Source organism: Bradyrhizobium sp. WBOS07 (genome assembly GCF_024585165.1).
Lineage (GTDB): Bacteria > Pseudomonadota > Alphaproteobacteria > Rhizobiales > Xanthobacteraceae > Bradyrhizobium > Bradyrhizobium japonicum_B.
This window is the reverse complement of the sequence record NZ_CP029008.1, coordinates 1,523,984-1,542,636: the sequence shown is the minus strand read 5'-3', so window position 1 is coordinate 1,542,636 and position 18,653 is coordinate 1,523,984. Positions and strand designations below refer to the sequence as shown.

General features: G+C 64.9%; 14 protein-coding genes. 9 read left to right on the top strand and 5 right to left on the bottom strand.

The window, feature by feature from the left end; translation table 11 throughout:
- Positions 1 to 19 precede the first annotated feature (19 nt).
- Together DCM79_RS07235 and DCM79_RS07230 are read left to right on the top strand one after the other, a co-directional pair.
- Positions 20 to 3,391: an ATP-binding protein gene (locus DCM79_RS07235; protein WP_257179282.1), complete on the top strand. Its 3,372-nt coding sequence runs from the start codon at positions 20 to 22 to the stop codon at positions 3,389 to 3,391.
- On the top strand, positions 3,375 to 4,301 hold the full coding sequence (locus DCM79_RS07230) for a response regulator (protein WP_257179281.1): 927 nt from the start codon (positions 3,375 to 3,377) through the stop codon (positions 4,299 to 4,301). The genes DCM79_RS07235 and DCM79_RS07230 overlap by 17 nt, the downstream gene beginning before the upstream one ends.
- A gap of 254 nt (positions 4,302 to 4,555) precedes the next feature.
- Here DCM79_RS07230 and DCM79_RS07225 read toward each other — a convergent pair whose 3' ends face one another.
- A complete protein-coding gene (locus DCM79_RS07225) occupies positions 4,556 to 6,058 on the bottom strand; it encodes an NAD(P)/FAD-dependent oxidoreductase (RefSeq protein ID WP_257179280.1) in 1,503 nt (500 codons plus the stop codon).
- A 124-nt stretch (positions 6,059 to 6,182) separates the two neighbouring features.
- Positions 6,183 to 6,941, bottom strand: coding sequence for a trypsin-like serine protease (locus tag DCM79_RS07220; RefSeq protein ID WP_257179279.1), 759 nt, complete (start codon positions 6,939 to 6,941; stop codon positions 6,183 to 6,185).
- Between the two features lie 104 nt (positions 6,942 to 7,045).
- Here DCM79_RS07220 and DCM79_RS07215 point away from each other — a divergent pair, with 104 nt between their 5' ends.
- Positions 7,046 to 7,681 carry an HAD-IA family hydrolase gene (locus DCM79_RS07215; RefSeq protein ID WP_257179278.1) on the top strand — a complete coding sequence of 212 codons (636 nt, stop codon included), beginning with the start codon at positions 7,046 to 7,048 and terminating at the stop codon, positions 7,679 to 7,681.
- Positions 7,682 to 7,776: 95 nt separating this feature from the next.
- Here DCM79_RS07215 and mtnA read toward each other — a convergent pair whose 3' ends face one another.
- The 3 genes from mtnA to DCM79_RS07200 all read right to left on the bottom strand — a co-directional run bounded on the left by mtnA (position 7,777) and on the right by DCM79_RS07200 (position 10,184).
- Entirely contained in the window at positions 7,777 to 8,883 is a 1,107-nt protein-coding gene (gene mtnA / locus DCM79_RS07210; RefSeq protein ID WP_257179277.1) for an S-methyl-5-thioribose-1-phosphate isomerase, read from the bottom strand.
- 18 nt (positions 8,884 to 8,901) lie between these two features.
- A complete protein-coding gene (locus DCM79_RS07205) occupies positions 8,902 to 9,777 on the bottom strand; it encodes an S-methyl-5'-thioadenosine phosphorylase (protein WP_257179276.1) in 876 nt (291 codons plus the stop codon).
- A 134-nt stretch (positions 9,778 to 9,911) separates the two neighbouring features.
- Positions 9,912 to 10,184, bottom strand: a complete 273-nt coding sequence (locus DCM79_RS07200; protein WP_028133822.1) for a phosphopantetheine-binding protein — start codon at positions 10,182 to 10,184, stop codon at positions 9,912 to 9,914.
- Positions 10,185 to 10,538: 354 nt separating this feature from the next.
- On the opposite strand from DCM79_RS07200, the gene DCM79_RS07195 reads away from it, so the two are divergent.
- From DCM79_RS07195 to DCM79_RS07170, 6 genes are all read left to right on the top strand, one after another.
- Complete coding sequence (locus DCM79_RS07195) at positions 10,539 to 11,756, top strand: acyl-CoA dehydrogenase family protein (RefSeq protein WP_257179275.1); 1,218 nt, start codon at positions 10,539 to 10,541, stop codon at positions 11,754 to 11,756.
- Between the two features lie 54 nt (positions 11,757 to 11,810).
- Complete coding sequence (locus tag DCM79_RS07190) at positions 11,811 to 12,803, top strand: amino acid--[acyl-carrier-protein] ligase (protein ID WP_257179274.1); 993 nt, start codon at positions 11,811 to 11,813, stop codon at positions 12,801 to 12,803.
- A 37-nt stretch (positions 12,804 to 12,840) separates the two neighbouring features.
- On the top strand, positions 12,841 to 13,716 hold the full coding sequence (locus DCM79_RS07185) for an acyl-CoA acyltransferase (RefSeq protein WP_028133819.1): 876 nt from the start codon (positions 12,841 to 12,843) through the stop codon (positions 13,714 to 13,716).
- A gap of 243 nt (positions 13,717 to 13,959) precedes the next feature.
- Positions 13,960 to 16,827: a PAS-domain containing protein gene (locus DCM79_RS07180; RefSeq protein WP_257179273.1), complete on the top strand. Its 2,868-nt coding sequence runs from the start codon at positions 13,960 to 13,962 to the stop codon at positions 16,825 to 16,827.
- A 213-nt stretch (positions 16,828 to 17,040) separates the two neighbouring features.
- Positions 17,041 to 18,018: a tripartite tricarboxylate transporter substrate binding protein gene (locus tag DCM79_RS07175; RefSeq protein WP_257179272.1), complete on the top strand. Its 978-nt coding sequence runs from the start codon at positions 17,041 to 17,043 to the stop codon at positions 18,016 to 18,018.
- A gap of 148 nt (positions 18,019 to 18,166) precedes the next feature.
- Positions 18,167 to 18,652 (top strand): tripartite tricarboxylate transporter TctB family protein, encoded by a 486-nt coding sequence (locus tag DCM79_RS07170; protein WP_257179271.1) that lies wholly within the window; start codon positions 18,167 to 18,169, stop codon positions 18,650 to 18,652.
- Position 18,653: the final 1 nt, after the last annotated feature.

The following is an 18,653-nucleotide window of genomic DNA, read 5'->3' as shown; positions in this document are numbered from 1 at the left end:
ATCGGCAGTGGGGTAGAGCGTGGCAGGGCGGCAGCGAATAGACCGCGTCAGGCGCCAGTACAACCAATGGGTCGCCAACCAGACGCTGGAAGACTACGCGCTGCGCTTCACCGCCAAGAGCGCACGGCGCTGGTCCGCCGCGCGGGTCGCCAACACCGCGCTGGGCGCGATCTCGTTTCTGGCGATGGAGGCGATCGGCGGTACCATCACGCTGAACTACGGCGTCACCAACGCCACTGCCGCCATTCTCGTCGTTTCCCTGATCATTTTCTGCTGCGGCGTTCCGATCGCCTATTATGCCGCCAGATGCGGCATCGACATCGATCTGCTCACACGCGGCGCCGGCTTCGGCTACATCGGCTCGACCGTCACCTCGCTGATCTACGCGTCCTTCACCTTCATCTTCTTCGCGATTGAAGCGGTGATCCTCGCCTCCGCGCTCGAGATGTGCTTCGGCATTCCGCGGCCGATCGGCTATCTCATCAGCGCCGTCGTCATCATTCCGCTGGTGGCTTACGGCATCACGCTGATCAGCCGCTTTCAATTGTGGACGCAGCCGTTGTGGATCGTGCTGCACATCATCCCGTTCGCGGCGATCGCCTGGCACAACCCGCGTTCCTTCACGGAATGGCGCAAGTTTTCCGGCGAGCACGGCGATCTCAACGGGCATTTCGATCTATTGCTGTTCGGTGTCGCGGCCTCGGTCGTGTTCTCGCTGGTGGCGCAGATCGGCGAGCAGGTCGATTTCCTGCGCTTCCTGCCGCGCGACCGCCGCGCGTCCAAGGCCTCCTGGTGGATGGCGCTGATGAGCGCAGGCCCCGGCTGGATCGTGCTGGGCGCGCTGAAGCTGCTGGCGGGCTCGTTCCTCGCCTTCTTCGCGCTGAGCCACGGAGTGCCGCCCGAGGAGGCCGCCGAGCCGGCGCACATGTATCTCGAAGCGTTCCGCTACGTGCTGTCGCAGCCCGATCTCGCGATGGCGCTGACCGGTACGTTCGTGATCCTGTCGCAGGTCAAGATCAACGTCACCAACGCCTATGCCGGCTCGATTGCCTGGTCGAACTTCTTCTCGCGTCTGACCCACAGCCATCCCGGCCGCGTGGTGTGGCTGGTCTTCAACGTCATCGTGGCGCTGCTGCTGATGGAGATCGGGGTCTACAAGGCGCTGGAGCAGACGCTGGCCCTGTATTCGAACGTCGCGATCGCCTGGGTCGGCGCGCTGGTCGCCGACCTCATCGTCAACAAGCCGCTGGGCTTGCGGCCGCAGCAGATCGAATTCAAGCGCGCGCATCTCTATGACGTCAATCCGGTCGGCGTGGGCGCGATGACGATCGCGACCATCGTCTCCATCAGCGCCTTTTACGGCCTGTTCGGCCCCACCGCGAAGGCGCTGTCGGCCTTCATCGCGCTGGCGGTCGCCTTCATCGCCGCACCGTTGATTGCCTGGGCCACGGGCGGCAAGTACTACATCGCACGCAAGCCCAAACGGAGCTGGCAGAACATCGAGTCGATCCAGTGCTGTATCTGCGAGCACGCGTTCGAGCCGGAGGACATGGCCTCCTGCCCCGCTTACGCCGGGCCGATCTGTTCCCTGTGCTGTTCGCTGGACGCTCGCTGCCACGATCTCTGCAAGCCGCATGCGCGGATCCAGGCGCAGGTGTCGGAGACGCTGGGCAAGCTGATGCCGCAGCCGATCTACGCCCGGATCAACTCGCAGCTCGGCCACTATATCGGCGTGTTCGTGGTCTCGGCGGGTCTCGTCGCGCTGGTGCTCGGGCTGATCTATCTGCAGACATCGGCGAGCGTACATGGCGAAAATGCACTCGTCTCCGACGTGCTGTGGAAGGTGTTCTTCTCGCTCAGCATCATCATCGGTGTGGTCGCCTGGCTGTTCGTGTTGGCGCAGCAGAGCCGCCGCGCGGCCGAAGCCGAGACGCGGCGGCAGACCACGCTGCTGATCCAGGAGATCGACGCCCACAAGCGCACCGACGCCGAGCTCCAGCGCGCCAAGGAAGTCGCCGAATCCGCCAACCTCGCCAAGAGCCGCTACGTGGTGGGCCTGAGCCATGAGCTGCGCTCGCCGCTGAACGCGATCAGCGGCTATGCCCAGCTGCTGGAGCAGGATGCGACGCTGAGCGCCAAGCCGCGCGACCAGGTCCGCGTCGTCCGCCGCAGCGCCGACCACCTCTCCGGCCTGATCGACGGCATTCTGGACATCTCCAAGATCGAGGCAGGGCGGCTGTACCTGTCGCGCGACGAGGTGCGCCTCGGCGAATTCCTCGACCAGCTCGTCGGCATGTTCCGTTTGCAGGCCGCGGCCAAGGGCATCGACTTCGTGTTCCGGCGGCCTCCACACCTGCCGCTGGTGGTCTATGCCGACGAGAAGCGGCTGCGCCAGGTGTTGATCAATTTGCTCTCCAACGCCATCAAGTTCACCCAGAGCGGCAGCGTGCAGTTCGTCGTGCACTATCGCAGCCCCGTGGCCGAGTTCGAAGTGATCGACACCGGCCCGGGCATCCGGGCCGACGACCTCGAACGCATCTTCGCGCCCTTCGAACGCGGCGCGCTCGGCGTCTCGCAGCCGCAGACCGGCACCGGGCTCGGCCTGACCATCAGCCGCCTGCTGGCCGGGGTGATGGGCGGCGACATCAAGGTGACGAGCACGGTCGGCACCGGCTCGACCTTCAAGGTCAAGCTTCTGCTCTCGGAGGTCACCAATCCGCAGCGCATCGCGCCGGTGGAGGCGCCGGTCTCCGGCTATCACGGCGCGCGCAAGACCATCCTCGTCACCGACGACGATCCCGTGCATCGCGACCTGCTACGCGAGGTGCTGACGCCGCTCGGTTTCATCCTGCTCAGCGCCCCCGATGGGCCCGGCTGCCTCGCACTGGCGCAACATTGCCGGCCCGATCTGTTCCTGCTCGACATCTCGATGCCGGCCATGGACGGCTGGGCCGTGGCGGAGGCCTTGCGCGCGAGCGGCCATCACCAGGCGCGGATCCTGATGGTGTCGGCAAGCGCACTCGAGGCCCATGGCGCGCCGCTGGCGCAGCCCTTCCACGACGGCTATCTGATGAAGCCGATCGACATCCCCCGGCTCTTGGAGACGATCCGCCAACTCCTCAAGATCGAGTGGCAGTACGGTTCGAACGAGATCGCAGTGCCGTTCTGGCGTCCCGAGACTGGTTCAAGGCCGCCGGCGCGGCACATCGAGGCGCTGATCGGGCTCGGCCAGATCGGCTACGTCAAGGGCATCCAGTTGAAGCTGGACGAGATCGGCAGCGAACATCCGGAGCATGCCGACTTCATCGCGCAGATGCGGTCTTTGGTCGACCGCTTCGATCTCGATCAGTACATGGACACATTGAAGACATTGCATGCGCATGAGCATTGAACCGAAGAAGCGTGACGTCGCGCTCGTTGTCGATGACTCTCCGGAGACGCTGCGGCTGCTGACCGACGCGCTCGACGGCGCCGGCATGACGGTGATGGTGGCGCTCGACGGCGCAGCCGCGATGCGCATCGTCGACCAGATCACGCCCGACATCGTGCTGCTCGATGCGGTGATGCCCGGGATCGACGGCTTCGAGACCTGCCGCCGGCTCAAGCGCGATGCGGACCTTGCCAATGTCCCTGTCATCTTCATGACGGGCCTCGCGGAAACCGAGCACATCGTGCGCGGGCTCGAGGCCGGAGGCGTCGACTACGTGACCAAGCCGATCGTGATCGAGGAGATGCTGGCGCGGATCCGCGTTCATCTCGGCAATGCCCGGCTGACGCAGAGCGCGCGCGCCGCGCTCGACGTCTCCGGCCGCTTCCTGTTCGCGGTCGACCGCCAGGGCAACGTGCTGTGGGCGACGCCGCAGGCGCAGAAGCTGATGTCCGACCATCAGGGCACACAGGCCGACGACTTCGTGCTGCCGCCATCGCTGCTGCAATGGCTCGAGCAGGCCAAGGCCAAGGGCAGCTCGAAGTCGCAGGCGACCTCGTTACCCGACAATCCGCAACTCCGACTCTACTACATGGGCGAAACGGCGCCGAACGAGTTCCTGCTGCGGCTCTCCCGGGAGTCCGGCACCGCGCTGCCTCCCGAATTCACCAGCGAGCTCGGCCTCACCACCCGCGAGGGCGAGGTGCTCGCCTGGCTCAGCAAGGGCAAGACCAACCGGGATATCGCGCAGATCCTGGGCCTCAGCCCGCGCACGGTCGACAAGCATCTCGAGCAGATCTACGCCAAGCTCGGCGTGGAGAACCGGACGGCGGCGGCAGCGATCGCGGCGAATGCGACGAGGCGGAATTCTTAGGCGTGGCGTGAATGAGTTGAGGCGCCGCGCATCCGATCCACGGTGTCGTCCCGGACAAGCGCAGCGAAGCGGAGCGCCGATCCGGGATCCATAGCCACAGGGAGACGTTTGGCGAGGACTCGGAGTGGTCAGCGTGCCCAGTAACCACTCCCTGTGGTTATGGGTCCCGGGCTCGCTTCGCGCCCCGGGACGACAGCGGAGTGTGGGACGAGCGTCGCGCCGCCCGCGACGCGACCTCTCGCCTACGAACGTCCTCACCCATAAACAAACGCCTTGTCGTCCAGATCCGTCTTCGGAATCTCGTCCTTCTCGGTCCAGTAATCCTGGCTGTGCTGCCATTCCGGCTTGTCGCCGCGCTTGGGCAACAGGTCCATGTTGCGCATCATGTAGCCCGGATTGAAGTTTTCCGGATCGATCCAGGGCAGGATCGGCATGTTGTGGTCTTCGGGACGCAGCTTGACCTCGACCTTCCTGACGCCCTTGGCCTTCATGTGCCCGAGCAGCCGGCAGACGAAATCGGCGACGAGGTCGACGCGCAGCGTCCAGCTGGCGCGGAAATAGCCGAACACCCAGACCATGTTGGGAACGCCCGTGAACATCATGCCGCGATAGGTGACGGTGTCGCCGAAGGCGAGCGGCTTGCCGTCGATCTCGAACGCAATATCGCCGAGCGCCGCGAGATTGAAGCCCGTCGCGGTGACGATGACGTCGGCTTCGAGCAGCTTGCCCGATTTCAGCTGGATGCCGTTCTCGACGAAGCACTCGATCTCGTCGGTGACGACAGAGGCCTTGCCGCTGGCGATGCCCTTGAACAGGTCGGCATCCGGCACGAAGGCGATGCGCTGGCGCCAGGGCCGGTAGGTCGGCGTGAAGTGCGTCTCGACATCGTAGTCGGGACCGAGCACGGCGCTGATCTGGCCGATCAGCTCCTTCTTCACCTGTTCGGGCTTGGATACGCAGAGCTTGGTGAAGGCGTCCTGCTCGAACAGGATCTTGCGCCGCACGATCTCGTGGATCCACGCTTCGTCGACCTGAAGCCGGCGCAGCTCCTCCGCGATCTCGATGGCGTTGCGGCCGAGCCGGAAATAGGTCGGCGAGCGCTGCAGCATGGTGACATGCGCGCATTTGTCGGCGATGTTCGGCACCAGCGTCGCCGCAGTGGCGCCCGAGCCGATCACGACCACTTTCTTGCCCGCGAGATCGATGTCGTCAGGCCAGGTCTGGGGATGGACGATGCGACCCTTGAAGCGGTCCATGCCCTTCCATTCCGGTGTATAGCCTTCCGAATGGCGGTAATAGCCCTGGCACATCCAGAGGAAGTTCGCGGTGAACGTCCTTGCTTCGCCGGTGTCGGTCCTCACCGCCTCGATGGTCCAGAGATTCTGCTCGCTCGACCAGCTCGCGGTATTGATCTTGTGCTTGTAGCGGATGTGCTTGGCGATATCGTTCTCGTCGATCACCTCTTTCATATAGGAAAGTATCTCATCGGCGGTCGCAATCGGCGGGCCGACCCACGGCTTAAAGCTGTAGCCGAAGGTATGGAGATCGCTGTCGGAGCGAATGCCGGGATAGCGATGTGTGCTCCAGGTGCCGCCGAACGTCTCCTGCGTCTCCAGGATGACGTAGCTCGTGCCCGGAAGCTGCTTCTGGATGTGATAGGCGCTGCCGATGCCGGATATGCCGGCACCGACGATCAGCACGTCGAAATGCTCCGAGGCTTGCTTGGTTGTGGCGTGACTGCGAACAGCGACATTCATTGTTGCTTCTATGCCTTGCTTGTTTTTGTGACCACCCTTGACGGGCGACGCGTTTCCTCCGCGACCGGCATGATCATCCGGCGCGCTTCCGCTTCAAAATGACATAGATCAAGTCGCGGTCAAATCACAGCGCCGCGCCCCAGCCCCGCGCGGTCTGCAAGATCCAGTCGCGGTACAGCGTGAGCGGCGTGACGCCGGTCATTCCGCCGCAACCGGCCGCGCCGTTCGGCCCCGTCGACCAGCTGACGAGCCCGACGAGGAAGGCGCCACTCGGCTTGTCCTCGAACACAGGACCGCCGGAATCGCCGGTGCAAGCGCCGATTCCCCCGCGAACACCGTTGGTTACGGGATCGACCAGCCTGATCTGGAGCGTGCCGGGCTGGCCCGTGGCAACGAGCCCGGCCACACGCGTGATGCCGCCACTCTTGCCGTCACCGTGGACCGTGACGCCAATGCCGGCGATGACGAAACGGCTGCCGACCCGGATTGGGATCGTCGGCGTGCCGACCGTCACTGTGGATTTTCCCTTGAGTGGAATTTCCAGTTGCAGCAACGCCACGTCGGCGGTGGCGCGGTGCGATTGCATCGCCTGCATGTTGAAGTTCGGATGGATCGCGACCGTGCGCACGTTCAGCAATTGCGGCGCGCCGTCGGCGCCGCGATCGACCACCTTGTAGTCCGCGCCAGGCTGTACGCAATGCGCGACGGTCAGAACCACGCGCGGTGCAATCAGGCTGCCGGTGCAGAAATTGCCGCGCGAGCCGACGATGGTGACGATGGCGCGCGCGACACCGTCGGCCTGCGGCGTGCCGCCGCCGACGATGGCATGAGCTGACCCGACGGTCAGCAGCGCAACGATGACGAGAGTTGCAAGCTTCTTCATGGGAACACGCTTCGGCGTCGTTGACGGCAGCAGATGGCTTCGGACTGGCCCTTGCCGATAGCGCATGCTAGCCGTCTTGGAAAGGAATTGACGAGGGCAGGACATTGGCGATCGAGGCGGTGATCTTTGATTTTGGCGGCGTGCTGACGAGCTCGCCCTTCGAGGCGTTCGCGCGGTTCGAGACGGCGCGCGGCCTGCCCGTCGACATCATCCGGCGCACCAACGCCGCCAACCACCTGGAAAACGCCTGGGCCAGGTTCGAGCGGGCCGAGGTCGATATCGAGACGTTCGATCGATTGTTCGCCGAGGAATCTCGCGCGCTTGGCGCCGAGGTGCGCGGCCGCGAGGTGCTGCCGCTGCTGCAGGGCGAGCTGCGCCCGGAGATGGTCGAGGCCTTGAAGCGCATCAAGGCGCAGTTCAAGACCGGCTGCATCACCAACAACCTCCCGGCCAATGCGATCGGCAGCCTGACCGGGCGCTCGCTCTACATTGCCGAGGTGATGGTGCTGTTCGACCACGTGATCGAATCCGCCAAGATCGGCCTGCGCAAGCCCGACCCGCGCATCTACGCGCAGATGGTAGACACACTGAAGGTCGATCCAAAGAACTGCGTCTATCTCGACGATCTCGGCGTCAACCTCAAGCCCGCGCGCGAGATGGGCATGACCACGATCAAGGTGACGAGCGGCGCACAGGCGATTGCGGAGCTGGAGAAGGCGACGGGGCTGACGCTGGGGTAGGGCACAAATACTGCAGGGGTGGGCAAAGCGCAGCGTGCCCACCACTGGCAAATCGTGGGCACGGCGCAAGAGCGCCTTTGCCCACCCTACGAGAGCTATTCCGCCGCGGCGGCGATCCGCTCGGGAAATGCTGCCGCCAGCGAGGCGCGATCCGGCTTCAACACGCCACGCTCGGTGATGAGGCCTGTCACAAGGCGCGCCGGCGTCACGTCGAAGGCGTAGTTCGCGACCGGCGAGCCCTCCGGCACGATCCGCACCGTCTCCAGCCTTCCATCGGCGGTGCGGCCGGTCATGTCGGTGACCTCGACGCCGCTGCGCTGCTCGATCGGGATGTCGCGGATGCCGTCATGGACGGCGAAATCGATCGTGGGCGACGGCAGCGCGACGTAGAACGGCACGTTGTTGTCGTGGGCGGCGAGCGCCTTCAGATAGGTGCCGATCTTGTTGCAGACGTCGCCATTTGCGGCGACGCGGTCGGTGCCGACGATGGCGAGATCGACCATGCCGTGCTGCATCAGATGGCCGCCGGTATTGTCGGGGATCACGGTGTGCGGCACGCCGTGATGGCCGAGTTCCCATGCGGTGAGCGAGGCGCCCTGGTTGCGCGGACGCGTCTCGTCGACCCAGACATGGATCTTGATGCCGCGCTCATGCGCAAGATAGATCGGCGCCGTCGCGGTGCCCCAGTCGACGGTGGCAAGCCAGCCGGCGTTGCAATGGGTCAGCACGTTGACCGCCTCGCCCGGCTTCTTTGCCGCAATCGCCTCGATCAGCTTCAGACCGTTGCCGGCGATGCCGCGATTGATCTCGACATCCTGCTCGACGATCTCGTCGGCGCGCGCATAGGCGGCCTCCGCCCGTTCATCAGGATCGATCGGCGTCAGCGTCGCACGCATCTCGTCCAGCGCCCATTTCAGATTGATCGCCGTCGGCCGCGCCACGACGAGCGTGTCGTAGGCCCGTTTCAGCCCGGCGTCGGAGGCATCCTCGCGCATCGCGAGCGCCATGCCATAAGCCGCGGTGGCGCCGATCAACGGCGCGCCGCGCACCAGCATGTCGCGGATCGCGACGGCCGCGTCTTCGCACGAGGTCAGCTTCGCGACGACGAACTCATGCGGCAGCCGGCGCTGATCGATCGCGCCGACCGACCAGCCGTCACGCTCACGCCAGATGCTGCGGAAGTGCTTGCCGTCGACCTTCATGGCATTCTGCCTTTCGTATCACGCCCGCAGCACGCGTCCCGCCACCGCGTCGAGCTTCTTGAGCAGCTCCGGATCGCGCGCCTCGGGCGCGGTGATCAGTGCGGTGTCGAGCGCGCGGTCCGAGCCGATCGGGCACGGCTCGTGCTCGCGCGGGAAATCCCTTGCCAGCCGCGCCACCAGCGCCTTCGCCTTGTCGGCGTTGGAGCTCAGCACGCGGATGATGTCCTGCACCGTGACGGCGTCATGGTCGGGATGCCAGCAATCGAAATCCGTCACCATCGCAACCGTGGCGTAGCAGATCTCCGCCTCTCGCGCGAGCTTCGCCTCGGGCATGTTGGTCATGCCGATCACGGAATAGCCCAGCGTCTTGTAGGTCATGCTCTCGGCATAGGTGGAGAATTGCGGACCTTCCATGCAGACATAGGTTCCGCCGCGCGCAATCGCGATATTCTCGGTTTCGGCCGCTGCCGCAAGGTGGATGCGCAACCGCGGCGAGACCGGATGGGCCATCGACACATGCGCGACGCAGCCCTTGCCGAAGAATGAGCTCTCGCGCTTGTGGGTACGGTCCACGAACTGGTCGACGAGGACGAAGGTGCCGGGTGGAAGTTCCTCCTTGAACGAACCGCAGGCCGACAGCGAGATCAGGTCGGTGACCCCGGCGCGCTTGAGCACGTCGATATTGGCGCGATAGTTGATATCGGAGGGCGACAGCCGATGGCCCTTGTCGTGCCGCGGCAGAAACACGATCGGCAGGCCGGCGATAGCGCCGCGCCGCAAGGGAGCCGACGGCTCGCCCCAGGGACTTCCGATCACCTCTTCGCGCGCATCCTCGAGGCCCGGCAGATCGTAAATGCCGGAACCGCCGATGATGCCCAATACCGCCTGCGCCATGCCTGCTCCACCCCGTTCGCCACGTGCGACATGGTTAAGCTATGCCAGTTTTGCGGCGGCTTTGGAACGGGCCGGTGCAGTGATCCCGGCGTCGTGAGGAGCGCGGGTGCCGCTTCCCACGCAGTGCGCCCGGCCTAAGCCGCGTTCGCCAGCTGCAGCTGCGCCGCCACCATCCGCTCCAGGGTCTCGACGGACTGGAAATTCTCCGGCGTGATCTCCGACTGCGGGATCGTGAAGTCGAACTCGGCTTCGACCCCGAGCATCAGATTGACCATGTCCATCGAGGTCAGGCCGGCGTCGACCAGCTTGGCGGATGGCGTGAGGTCGGCGCTGAGCGAATTCTGCTCGAGGATGCCCTTCACGAGCTTGATGATGCGGTTGCGCAATTCGGTATCAAAGGCCTGCATCGGCAAATTCCCGTCTGTCGTCGGAGGTGGACCAGCTCCGGCTACGATGGGCGCGGCCCGCCGGTCCTGCAATGGGAGGCACCAATACTTCGCGTTTGTTAGTAAACGATGACTCAGATTGTCTGGAATTCGAGCTTCTTCCAGATTCCTAACGCGATGCTCGAAAAGCGGGAGTTGCAAACAACCCGACCTTAACTGTTCGTTCGGAATTCGGCTTTGTTTACCCTGTATTTGATCGACGAATTTGAATTAAATCCGTAGCCTCGTCTCACAAGCAAAGATGACCGGAGGATCGCTTTCAGCGGCGTCGCAATGATGCCGGCGATCTCGAACGGCAACCGGAGGCGGACGAGTATGAACGTGCGTGAAGCAATCCTCACTGTCGACGAAGCACAGACGAGCTTCCTCGAGCAGGGTCCCTCCCTGATCGAGCGCGCCGCCCGAACCGCCGCTGCTGCGGCGGCCGACGCCGACGAGGTCGATCGCGACGCCCGTTTCCCGCACAAGGCTTTCGAGGCCGCCCGCGAGCAGAAGCTGCTCGGCGTCATGATCCCGGTCGAGTTCGGCGGCTTCGGCGCTTCCATCTACGACGTCACCGACATCTGCTACACGCTTGGCCGCGCCTGCGCCTCGACCGCGATGATCTACGCGATGCACCAGACCAAGGTCGCCTGCGTCATCAGGCACGGCCACGGCATTCCCTGGATGGAGACCATGATGCGCCGGGTCGCCCGCGACCAGTGGCTGCTCGCCTCCTCGACCACCGAGGGCCAGAACGGCGGCAACATCCGCGCCAGCGCCGCCGCGGTCGACCATGCCGGCGACACCATCTCGCTGGTGCGCGATGCCACCGTGATCTCCTACGGCGCCGAGGCCGACGGCCTCGTCACCATCGCCCGTCGCGCCACCGATGCCGCGGCCTCCGACCAGGTGCTGCTGGCACTCGCCAAGGACGATTATTCGCTGAAGCGGACCCTTGGCTGGGAAACGCTGGGCATGCGCGGCACCTGCTCGACCGGATTCGAGCTGAAGGTCGACTGCCCCGCCGACCGCGTCTTTCCGGAATCCTATGACAAGATCCACGCCCAGACCATGACGCCGTTCGCACATCTGTGCTGGTCGTCGGCCTGGACCGGGATCGCCGCCGCAGCGGTAACCCGCGCGCAGGCCTTCATCCGCAAGGCAGCCCGCAGCTCCGGCGGCCAGATGCCGCCCGCCGCGGCACATTTCACCGCCGCCAAGATGTCGCTGGCAAGACTGCGCGCGCTGCTGTCGGCCAATATCGACGCGTTTGACCGCGCCGAGCATGACGAGCGCGCCCTCGGCTCGCTCGACTTCCAGTCCTCGATCACGCTTCTGAAGGTGCAGGCCTCCGAGCTGGCGGTCGAGACCGTGATGCATGCGATGCGCACGGCGGGCCTCTCCGGCTACCGCAACGACGGCGAATTCACCATGGGCCGGCACCTGCGCGACGTGCTGTCGGCTCCGATCATGATCAACAACGACCGCATTCTCGCGAATGCCGCGACATCGACGCTGATGAGCGGCGTGCCGACAAGCCTTCGTGACTAAGTCCTCGGCGACCGAACCAACAAGAACAATTTTGAGATAGCAGGATACCGGACCATGAACATTGCCATCCTCCCCGATTCGCCGACGACCGCGCCGCAGGCGATCGATCCGCTCGATCATCTCGCCGACAAGCTGTTCCATCGCATGGGTGCCGACGGCGTCTACGCCCGCACCGCGCTCTATGAAGGCGTCGTCGAGAAGCTGGCCGCGCTGATCACGGGCCATCGCGAATCCGGCACCGAAGTGATGCGCTTCCCGCCGGTGATGAGCCGGGCTCAGCTGGAGAAGTCCGGCTACCTCAAGAGCTTTCCGAACCTGCTCGGCTGCGTCTGCGGCCTGCACGGGACCGAGCGCGAGATCAACGCCGCGGTGAGCCGCTTCGATGCCGGCGGCGACTGGACCACCTCGCTGTCGCCCGCCGACCTCGTGCTATCGCCAGCAGCCTGCTATCCGGTCTATCCGATCGCGGCGAGCCGCGGGCCCCTGCCGAAGGGCGGCCTGCGCTTCGACGTCGCCGCGGATTGCTTCCGCCGCGAGCCGTCGAAGCATCTCGACCGGCTGCAATCGTTCCGGATGCGCGAATATGTCTGCATCGGCAGCCCCGACGACGTCGCCGATTTCCGCGAGCGCTGGATGGTGCGCGCGCAGGCGATCGCCCGCGACCTCGGCCTCACCTTCCGCGTCGACTATGCCAGCGACCCCTTCTTCGGCCGCGTCGGCCAGATGAAGGCGGTGAGTCAGAAGCAGCAGCAGCTCAAGTTCGAGCTCCTCATTCCGCTGCGCTCGGAAGAGCAGCCGACGGCCTGCATGAGCTTCAATTATCACCGCGAGCATTTCGGCACGACCTGGGGAATCCAGGATGCCAACGGCGAGCCAGCCCACACCGGCTGCGTTGCCTTCGGCATGGACCGGCTCGCGGTCGCCATGTTCCACACTCACGGCACCGACCTTGCGGCCTGGCCCGCCAAGGTGCGGGACGTGCTGGGCCTGCAGCCGCCGGCACCGGCCGATGCCCATGTCGCTGCCCATGTCGAAGGCTGGCGCTAACCGAACGAGGCCTGTCATTTCCACGGGTAAGACGAGCGTGATCCACACCAAGGTCCGATGCCGCGAGATCACCGAGTCCGACGCAGACGCGATCGCGGACTTGCTGACGCGCGGCTTCGTGGGCCGCTCGCGCAACTACTGGATCCAGGGCCTGCGCCGACAGGCCTTCCGGCCCGTACCGGAGGGCTATCCGCGCTTTGGCTACATGCTCGACAATGACGGCACGCCGGTCGGCGTGCTGCTGCTAATCTATACGGCACGCAGGAATGGCGAAGAGACCGCCATTCAGTGCAACCTGTCCAGCTGGTATGTCGATCCGGCCTATCGCAACTATGCTCCGCTGCTGACCAAGATCGCCCAGCGGCACAAGGACGTGACTTACTTCAACATCAGCCCGGCGCCGTGGACCTGGCCGATCATCGAGACCCAGGGCTTTCGTGCCTATTGCCGCGGCATATTCTTCTCGGTGCCGGCTCTGGCGCGTGTCCCGCGCTGGAGCGAGATCGAGGTCATCTCGCCTCACGCCAAGACGATCGAGGGGCTTTCCGAGGCTGAAACCGAGCTGCTGATCCAGCATGCGCGGTACAATTGCCTCAGCTTGGTCTGCCGCACGCCACAGGGAACGTTTCCCTTCATTCTGCAACCCGTGCGCATCCGCCGCGGCTTCATCGCGCCCCCTGCGATGAAGCTGATCTATTGCCGTAACGCCGCGGAATACGCCGCCTGCGCCGGCCGAATCGGCCGGCTGCTGCTTCGGCTCGGCAAGATCGCGGTGGCGGTCGATGCCAACGGGCCGATTCCCGGTCTTGTCGGTATTTATACCGAACGGCGCGGTCGCAAGTACTTCAAGGGCCCGCACCGGCCGCAGCTCGGCGATCTCACGGACACGGAGCTCGTGTTGTACGGGCCCTAGGGAAGGCGCTTCGGACCAAGCCACCGCTGTCGTCTCTGCGCAGCGACGACAGCGGAATTTGCGACGCGATGGCGGCCAAATCTCGGCGGCAAGTCTCGCTTGCGCCTGTTCATTTCCGACACTCTCTCCATCGCCGGTCATCCTCCGTAAACTACCGCGCTTAAGGGAATTTTCCGGCCTCTTCGCTACGCTCAGTGGTTGAATTAGGTTGCGTTAATTGCTCGCCGAGATCCCGCCAATCCCATGACGTCGACCTGCGACAACGAGCTTGGTGCACGCCGCGAGCAGGGCCCGGAGGCCCTGGTCGCGCTGAGCCAGCTTGCGCTCGACCACATGGAGCAGGGCGTCTGCGTCTACGACGCGGACAACCGCGTCGTGCTGGTCAACCAGCGTTACCTCTCCCTGTTCGATATGTCGGCCGACGTCGTGCGGGTGGGTACGAGCTACCGCGAGGTGCTCGCGCACAGCGCCGAGCGCGGCAACTTCCCGCCAAGCGAGCTCGACACGCTCTACTCGGCGCGGATCGCACGGATCGCGGCGGGAAAGCCGTTCCGGACCGAACAGCGGCTCGCGACCGGCTTCGTCATGTCGCTCGAGTTGAAGCCGCTTCCCGGCGGCGGCTGGATGACGATCTGCGACGATGTCACCCGCCTCGCCCGGCTCGAAGCAGAATTGCGCGTGCAGACCGAGCGCAGCCAGCACGCCCTCGCCAACATGTCGCACGGCCTGATCATGTACGACGCCGACAGCCGCGTCGTCGTCTGCAACGAGCGTTTCCTGAACCTCTACAACCTCGATCCCGGGGTCGTGAAGCCGGGGGTCTCCCATCGTACGGTGCTCGACCATTGGGTGTCGCGCGGCAATTTGTCGGGCATGCCGGCCGACGATTTCCACGATTCCAGATTGGAGGACGTGCGTCTCAGACGGACGAAATCGCTGCTCGTGATGCGTTACGACGGCCGCATGGTGCAGACGATCTCCCGCTTCCTGCCCGACGGTGGCTGGGTGACCGTGCACGAGGACGTCACGGAGCGGCTGCAATACGAGGAAACACTGCGGCAACAGAACGTCATGCTCGATGCGGCGCTGGAGAACATGGCGCACGGGCTCGCTTTCTACGACAGCGACATGCGGCTTCGGATCTGCAACACCACCTACCGCAAGCTCTACCGATTATCGCCGGAGCAAACCAGGCCCGGCACGCATCTGGCCGAGCTGATCGAGCGTTCGATGGCGAACGGCGCGTTCTCGTCCGAGTACAGCCCCCAGCAGATCCTGGAAGACGCCCGCACGCGGATCGCGAGCCGCGATTCCTCGCCGATGCGTCGGCGCATGTCGAACGACACCGTGGTCTCGGTACGCTATTGCGCCCTGGCCGAGGGCGGGTTCGTCGCCACCTATGAGGATATCACCGAGCGGGAACATGCGATCGGGGAGCTGAGCGAGCAGTACCGCCGCTTCGACGCGGCGCTCAACAACATGAGCCAGGGCCTGTGCATGCTCGATGCGAACCTGCGCGTGATCGTCTGCAATCGCCGCTATATCGAGATGTTCGGCCTGTCGCCTGACGTCGTGAAGCCGGGCGTCTCGATGCGCGAGATCATGGAACACAGCTGCGAGCTGGGCCTCCATCCTGACATGACGGGAGCCAGGCTTTATGCCGATTACGTCGAACGGCTGCGCGAAGGCGAGCACACGCTGCACCGGCATTTGAACGACGGCCGCATCATCAAGCTCAACCACAAGCGCATGGAGCAAGGCGGCTGGGTCGTCACCTATGAGGACGTCACCGAGCGTCACAAGGCCCAGGCCCGCGTGGCGCACATGGCGCGGCACGATTCCCTCACCGACCTGCCCAATCGCCTGCTGTTCCGCGAGAAGATGAGCGAGGGGCTGAACCAGGTCGCGATCGCCGGCGGCGCGATGGCGGTGCTGTGCTTCGACCTCGACAATTTCAAGACCGTTAACGACCGCCTCGGCCACGCCGCGGGCGACCGCCTGCTGCGCTGGGTCGCGGCGCGCCTCAAGGAGAATGTCGGCGAGCACGACACCGTCGCACGTCTCGGCGGCGACGAATTCGCCGTCCTGCAGCGCGGACCGCAGCCGCAATCGGCGGAGAAGCTCGCCAGACGCCTGGTCGAGGTCATCGGCCGCCCGCCGCCGCTGGAGAACCAGTCGATCCATGTCGGCGCCTCCGTCGGCATCGCGATCGCGCCCGACCACGGGCTCGATGCGGACGAGCTGATGAAGTGCGCCGACCTCGCGCTCTACCAGGCCAAGGCCAAGGGGCGCGGCGCCTATCAGCTGTTCGAGCCCGAGATGGAAGAGGAGGCACGCAGCCGTCACGCGCTGGAGCAGGATCTGCGCGGTGCGCTGGAGGCCCGCGAATTCCACCTGGTGTTCCAGCCGCAGATGCGGCTCGATTCGTCGGAGCTCACCGGCTTCGAGGCACTGCTGCGCTGGAAACATCCCTCGCGCGGTCTGGTCTCGCCGGCCGAATTCATTCCGATCGCGGAAGAGAACGGGCTGATCGTTCCGATCGGCGAATGGGTGCTGCGCAGCGCCTGTGCGACTGCCGCGTCCTGGCCCGACGTCAGCGTCGCGGTGAACCTGTCGCCGGTGCAGTTTCGCTCGCGCGGATTGGTGGCAATGGTCACGAGCGCGCTCGCTGAAGCCGGCCTGCCGCCGCAGCGGCTCGAGCTCGAAGTCACCGAAACGGCCCTGCTCGACGATAGCGAAGCGACGATCGAGATCCTGCACCAGCTTCGGGCGCTGGGAGTGCGCGTCAGCCTCGACGATTTCGGCGTCGGCTATTCCTCGCTGAGCTACTTACGCAAGTTTCCGTTCGACCGCATCAAGATCGACCGCTCCTTCGTCGGCACGCTCGGCGAGAGCCCGGAGAGTGTTGCCATCGTCCGCACCATCGCAAGCCTCGGCTCCGTGCTCGGCGTCGAGACGACGGCCGAGGGTGTGGAGACCGAGGAGCAGCTCGATTTCGTCCGCGAATGCGGCTGCACCGCGGTGCAGGGCTATTATTTCGGCAAGCCGTGCCTCGCATCGGAGGTCGGCCGCACCATCGAGACGCTGAACACGGTCCGAAAGGTCGCCTGAGCCGCGCGCCGTCCGCCGACGGCGCAAATTCCGTGTCTCGGCAAGCGCCAGAACGACGGATTGTCGCACGCCCCGTTTCCGGCATGATTGGCTCCCCGACTGTGCACCGCCGACCGCGCAATGCGCTTTTCTTCTCCCGTGAATTCGAGGACAATCCCGTCGCAACAATGAGAAACTGCGGCCCGAACGGGCCGCTGCGAGGGAGGTGTTCCGATGTCGGGGTATGGGCTGAGGGCGGCTGCATTTGCCGCTATGCATGTCGTCATGGGTGCGTTGGCCGCAACCAGCGCTAGCGCGCAGGATTATCCGACCAAACCGATCACGCTGATCGTGCCGTGGCCGGCCGGCGGATCGACCGATATCTCGATGCGCGCAATCGCCGACAGCGCCTCGAAGGTGCTGGGGCAGCCGATCGTGATCGACAACAAGGCCGGCGGCGGCGGCACGGTCGGTCCCGCGACCATGGCAGCGGCTGCGAAGCCGGACGGCTACACCATCTCGCAGATCCCGATCACGGTCTTCCGCCTGCCCTTGATGCAGGAGGTGTCGTGGGATCCGGCCAAGGACTTCAGCTACATCGTCCATCTCACCGGCTACACCTTCGGTGTGACCACCAGCGCAGAGTCGCAGTTCAAGAGCTGGAAGGACGTGGTGGAGTTCGCGAAGGCGAATCCGGGCAAGGTCACCTATGCCACACCGGGCGCCGGCACCTCGCTGCATATCGGCATGGAGCAGATCGCGGGAATGGCCGGCATCAAGCTGACGCAGGTGCCGTTCAAGGGAGGTGCAGAGACCAATGCCGCCGTGCTCGGTCAGCATACCATGCTTCAGGCTGATTCCACGGGATGGCGACCGCTGGTCGATGCCGGCAAGCTCCGACTCCTGATGGTGTGGACCGGCGCCCGCTCGCCGAATTACCCTGATGTGCCGACACTGAAGGAACTCGGCTACCCCATGGTCTATGATTCCCCGTTCGGCATCGCCGGGCCGAAGGGGATGGATCTCAAGATCGTCGCCAAGTTGCACGATGCCTTCAAGAAGGCGCTCGAGGACCCCGCGGTGATCGCGACGCTCGCCAAATACGACATGGTGCCGAACTACAAGAACACCGAGGATTACAAGAAGTTCGTGGTCGAGGTCACCGAGTCCGAGCGCAAGGTGATCGACAAGCTCGGGCTTGCGAAGAAGTAGGGCCGGACTGCTTGTGTCCCGGACGCGCTGCAGCGTGCAACGCTGCTGCGCAGAGCCGGGACCCATCTTCTTCGGCGGCACCGATGGGCCCCGGCTCTGCAGCGCACCGCTTCGCGCTGCGCTGCGTCCGGGGCACGTGAGAGAATCGATGAACAATCCAACCAACGTCAAGCTCCGCCTTAACAATTCCGAGCTCTGGGGCGGGCTGATCGGGCTCGCGCTCGGCGGCTTCGTGATCTGGTCGGGCATGAAGCTCAAGCTCGGCACCATCAACGATCCCGGCTCCGGCTACGTGCTGTTCTACACCGGCATCCTGATGTGCGTGTTCGCAGGCGCCATCATCGTCTCCGCGGTCACCGACGGCGGCCCGACGCTGGCCTCGCGCTGGGAGAACGCGCGCTGGAGCAAGCCGCTCCTGCTGATCGGCTGCTTGGTGGCATTCTCCGTTGCACTGGAGCCGCTCGGCTTCCTGCTGTCGTCGATCCCCTTGATGCTGCTGTTGTTGCGGCTGATCGATCCCGTGCGCTGGATACTGGCGATTCCGGTCGCCGTGCTGGCGCCCATGGGCATGTGGTGGGTGCTCAAGCGGCTGCTGCTGATCCAGTTGCCCTCTGGCATTTTCGGGATCGGCTGAC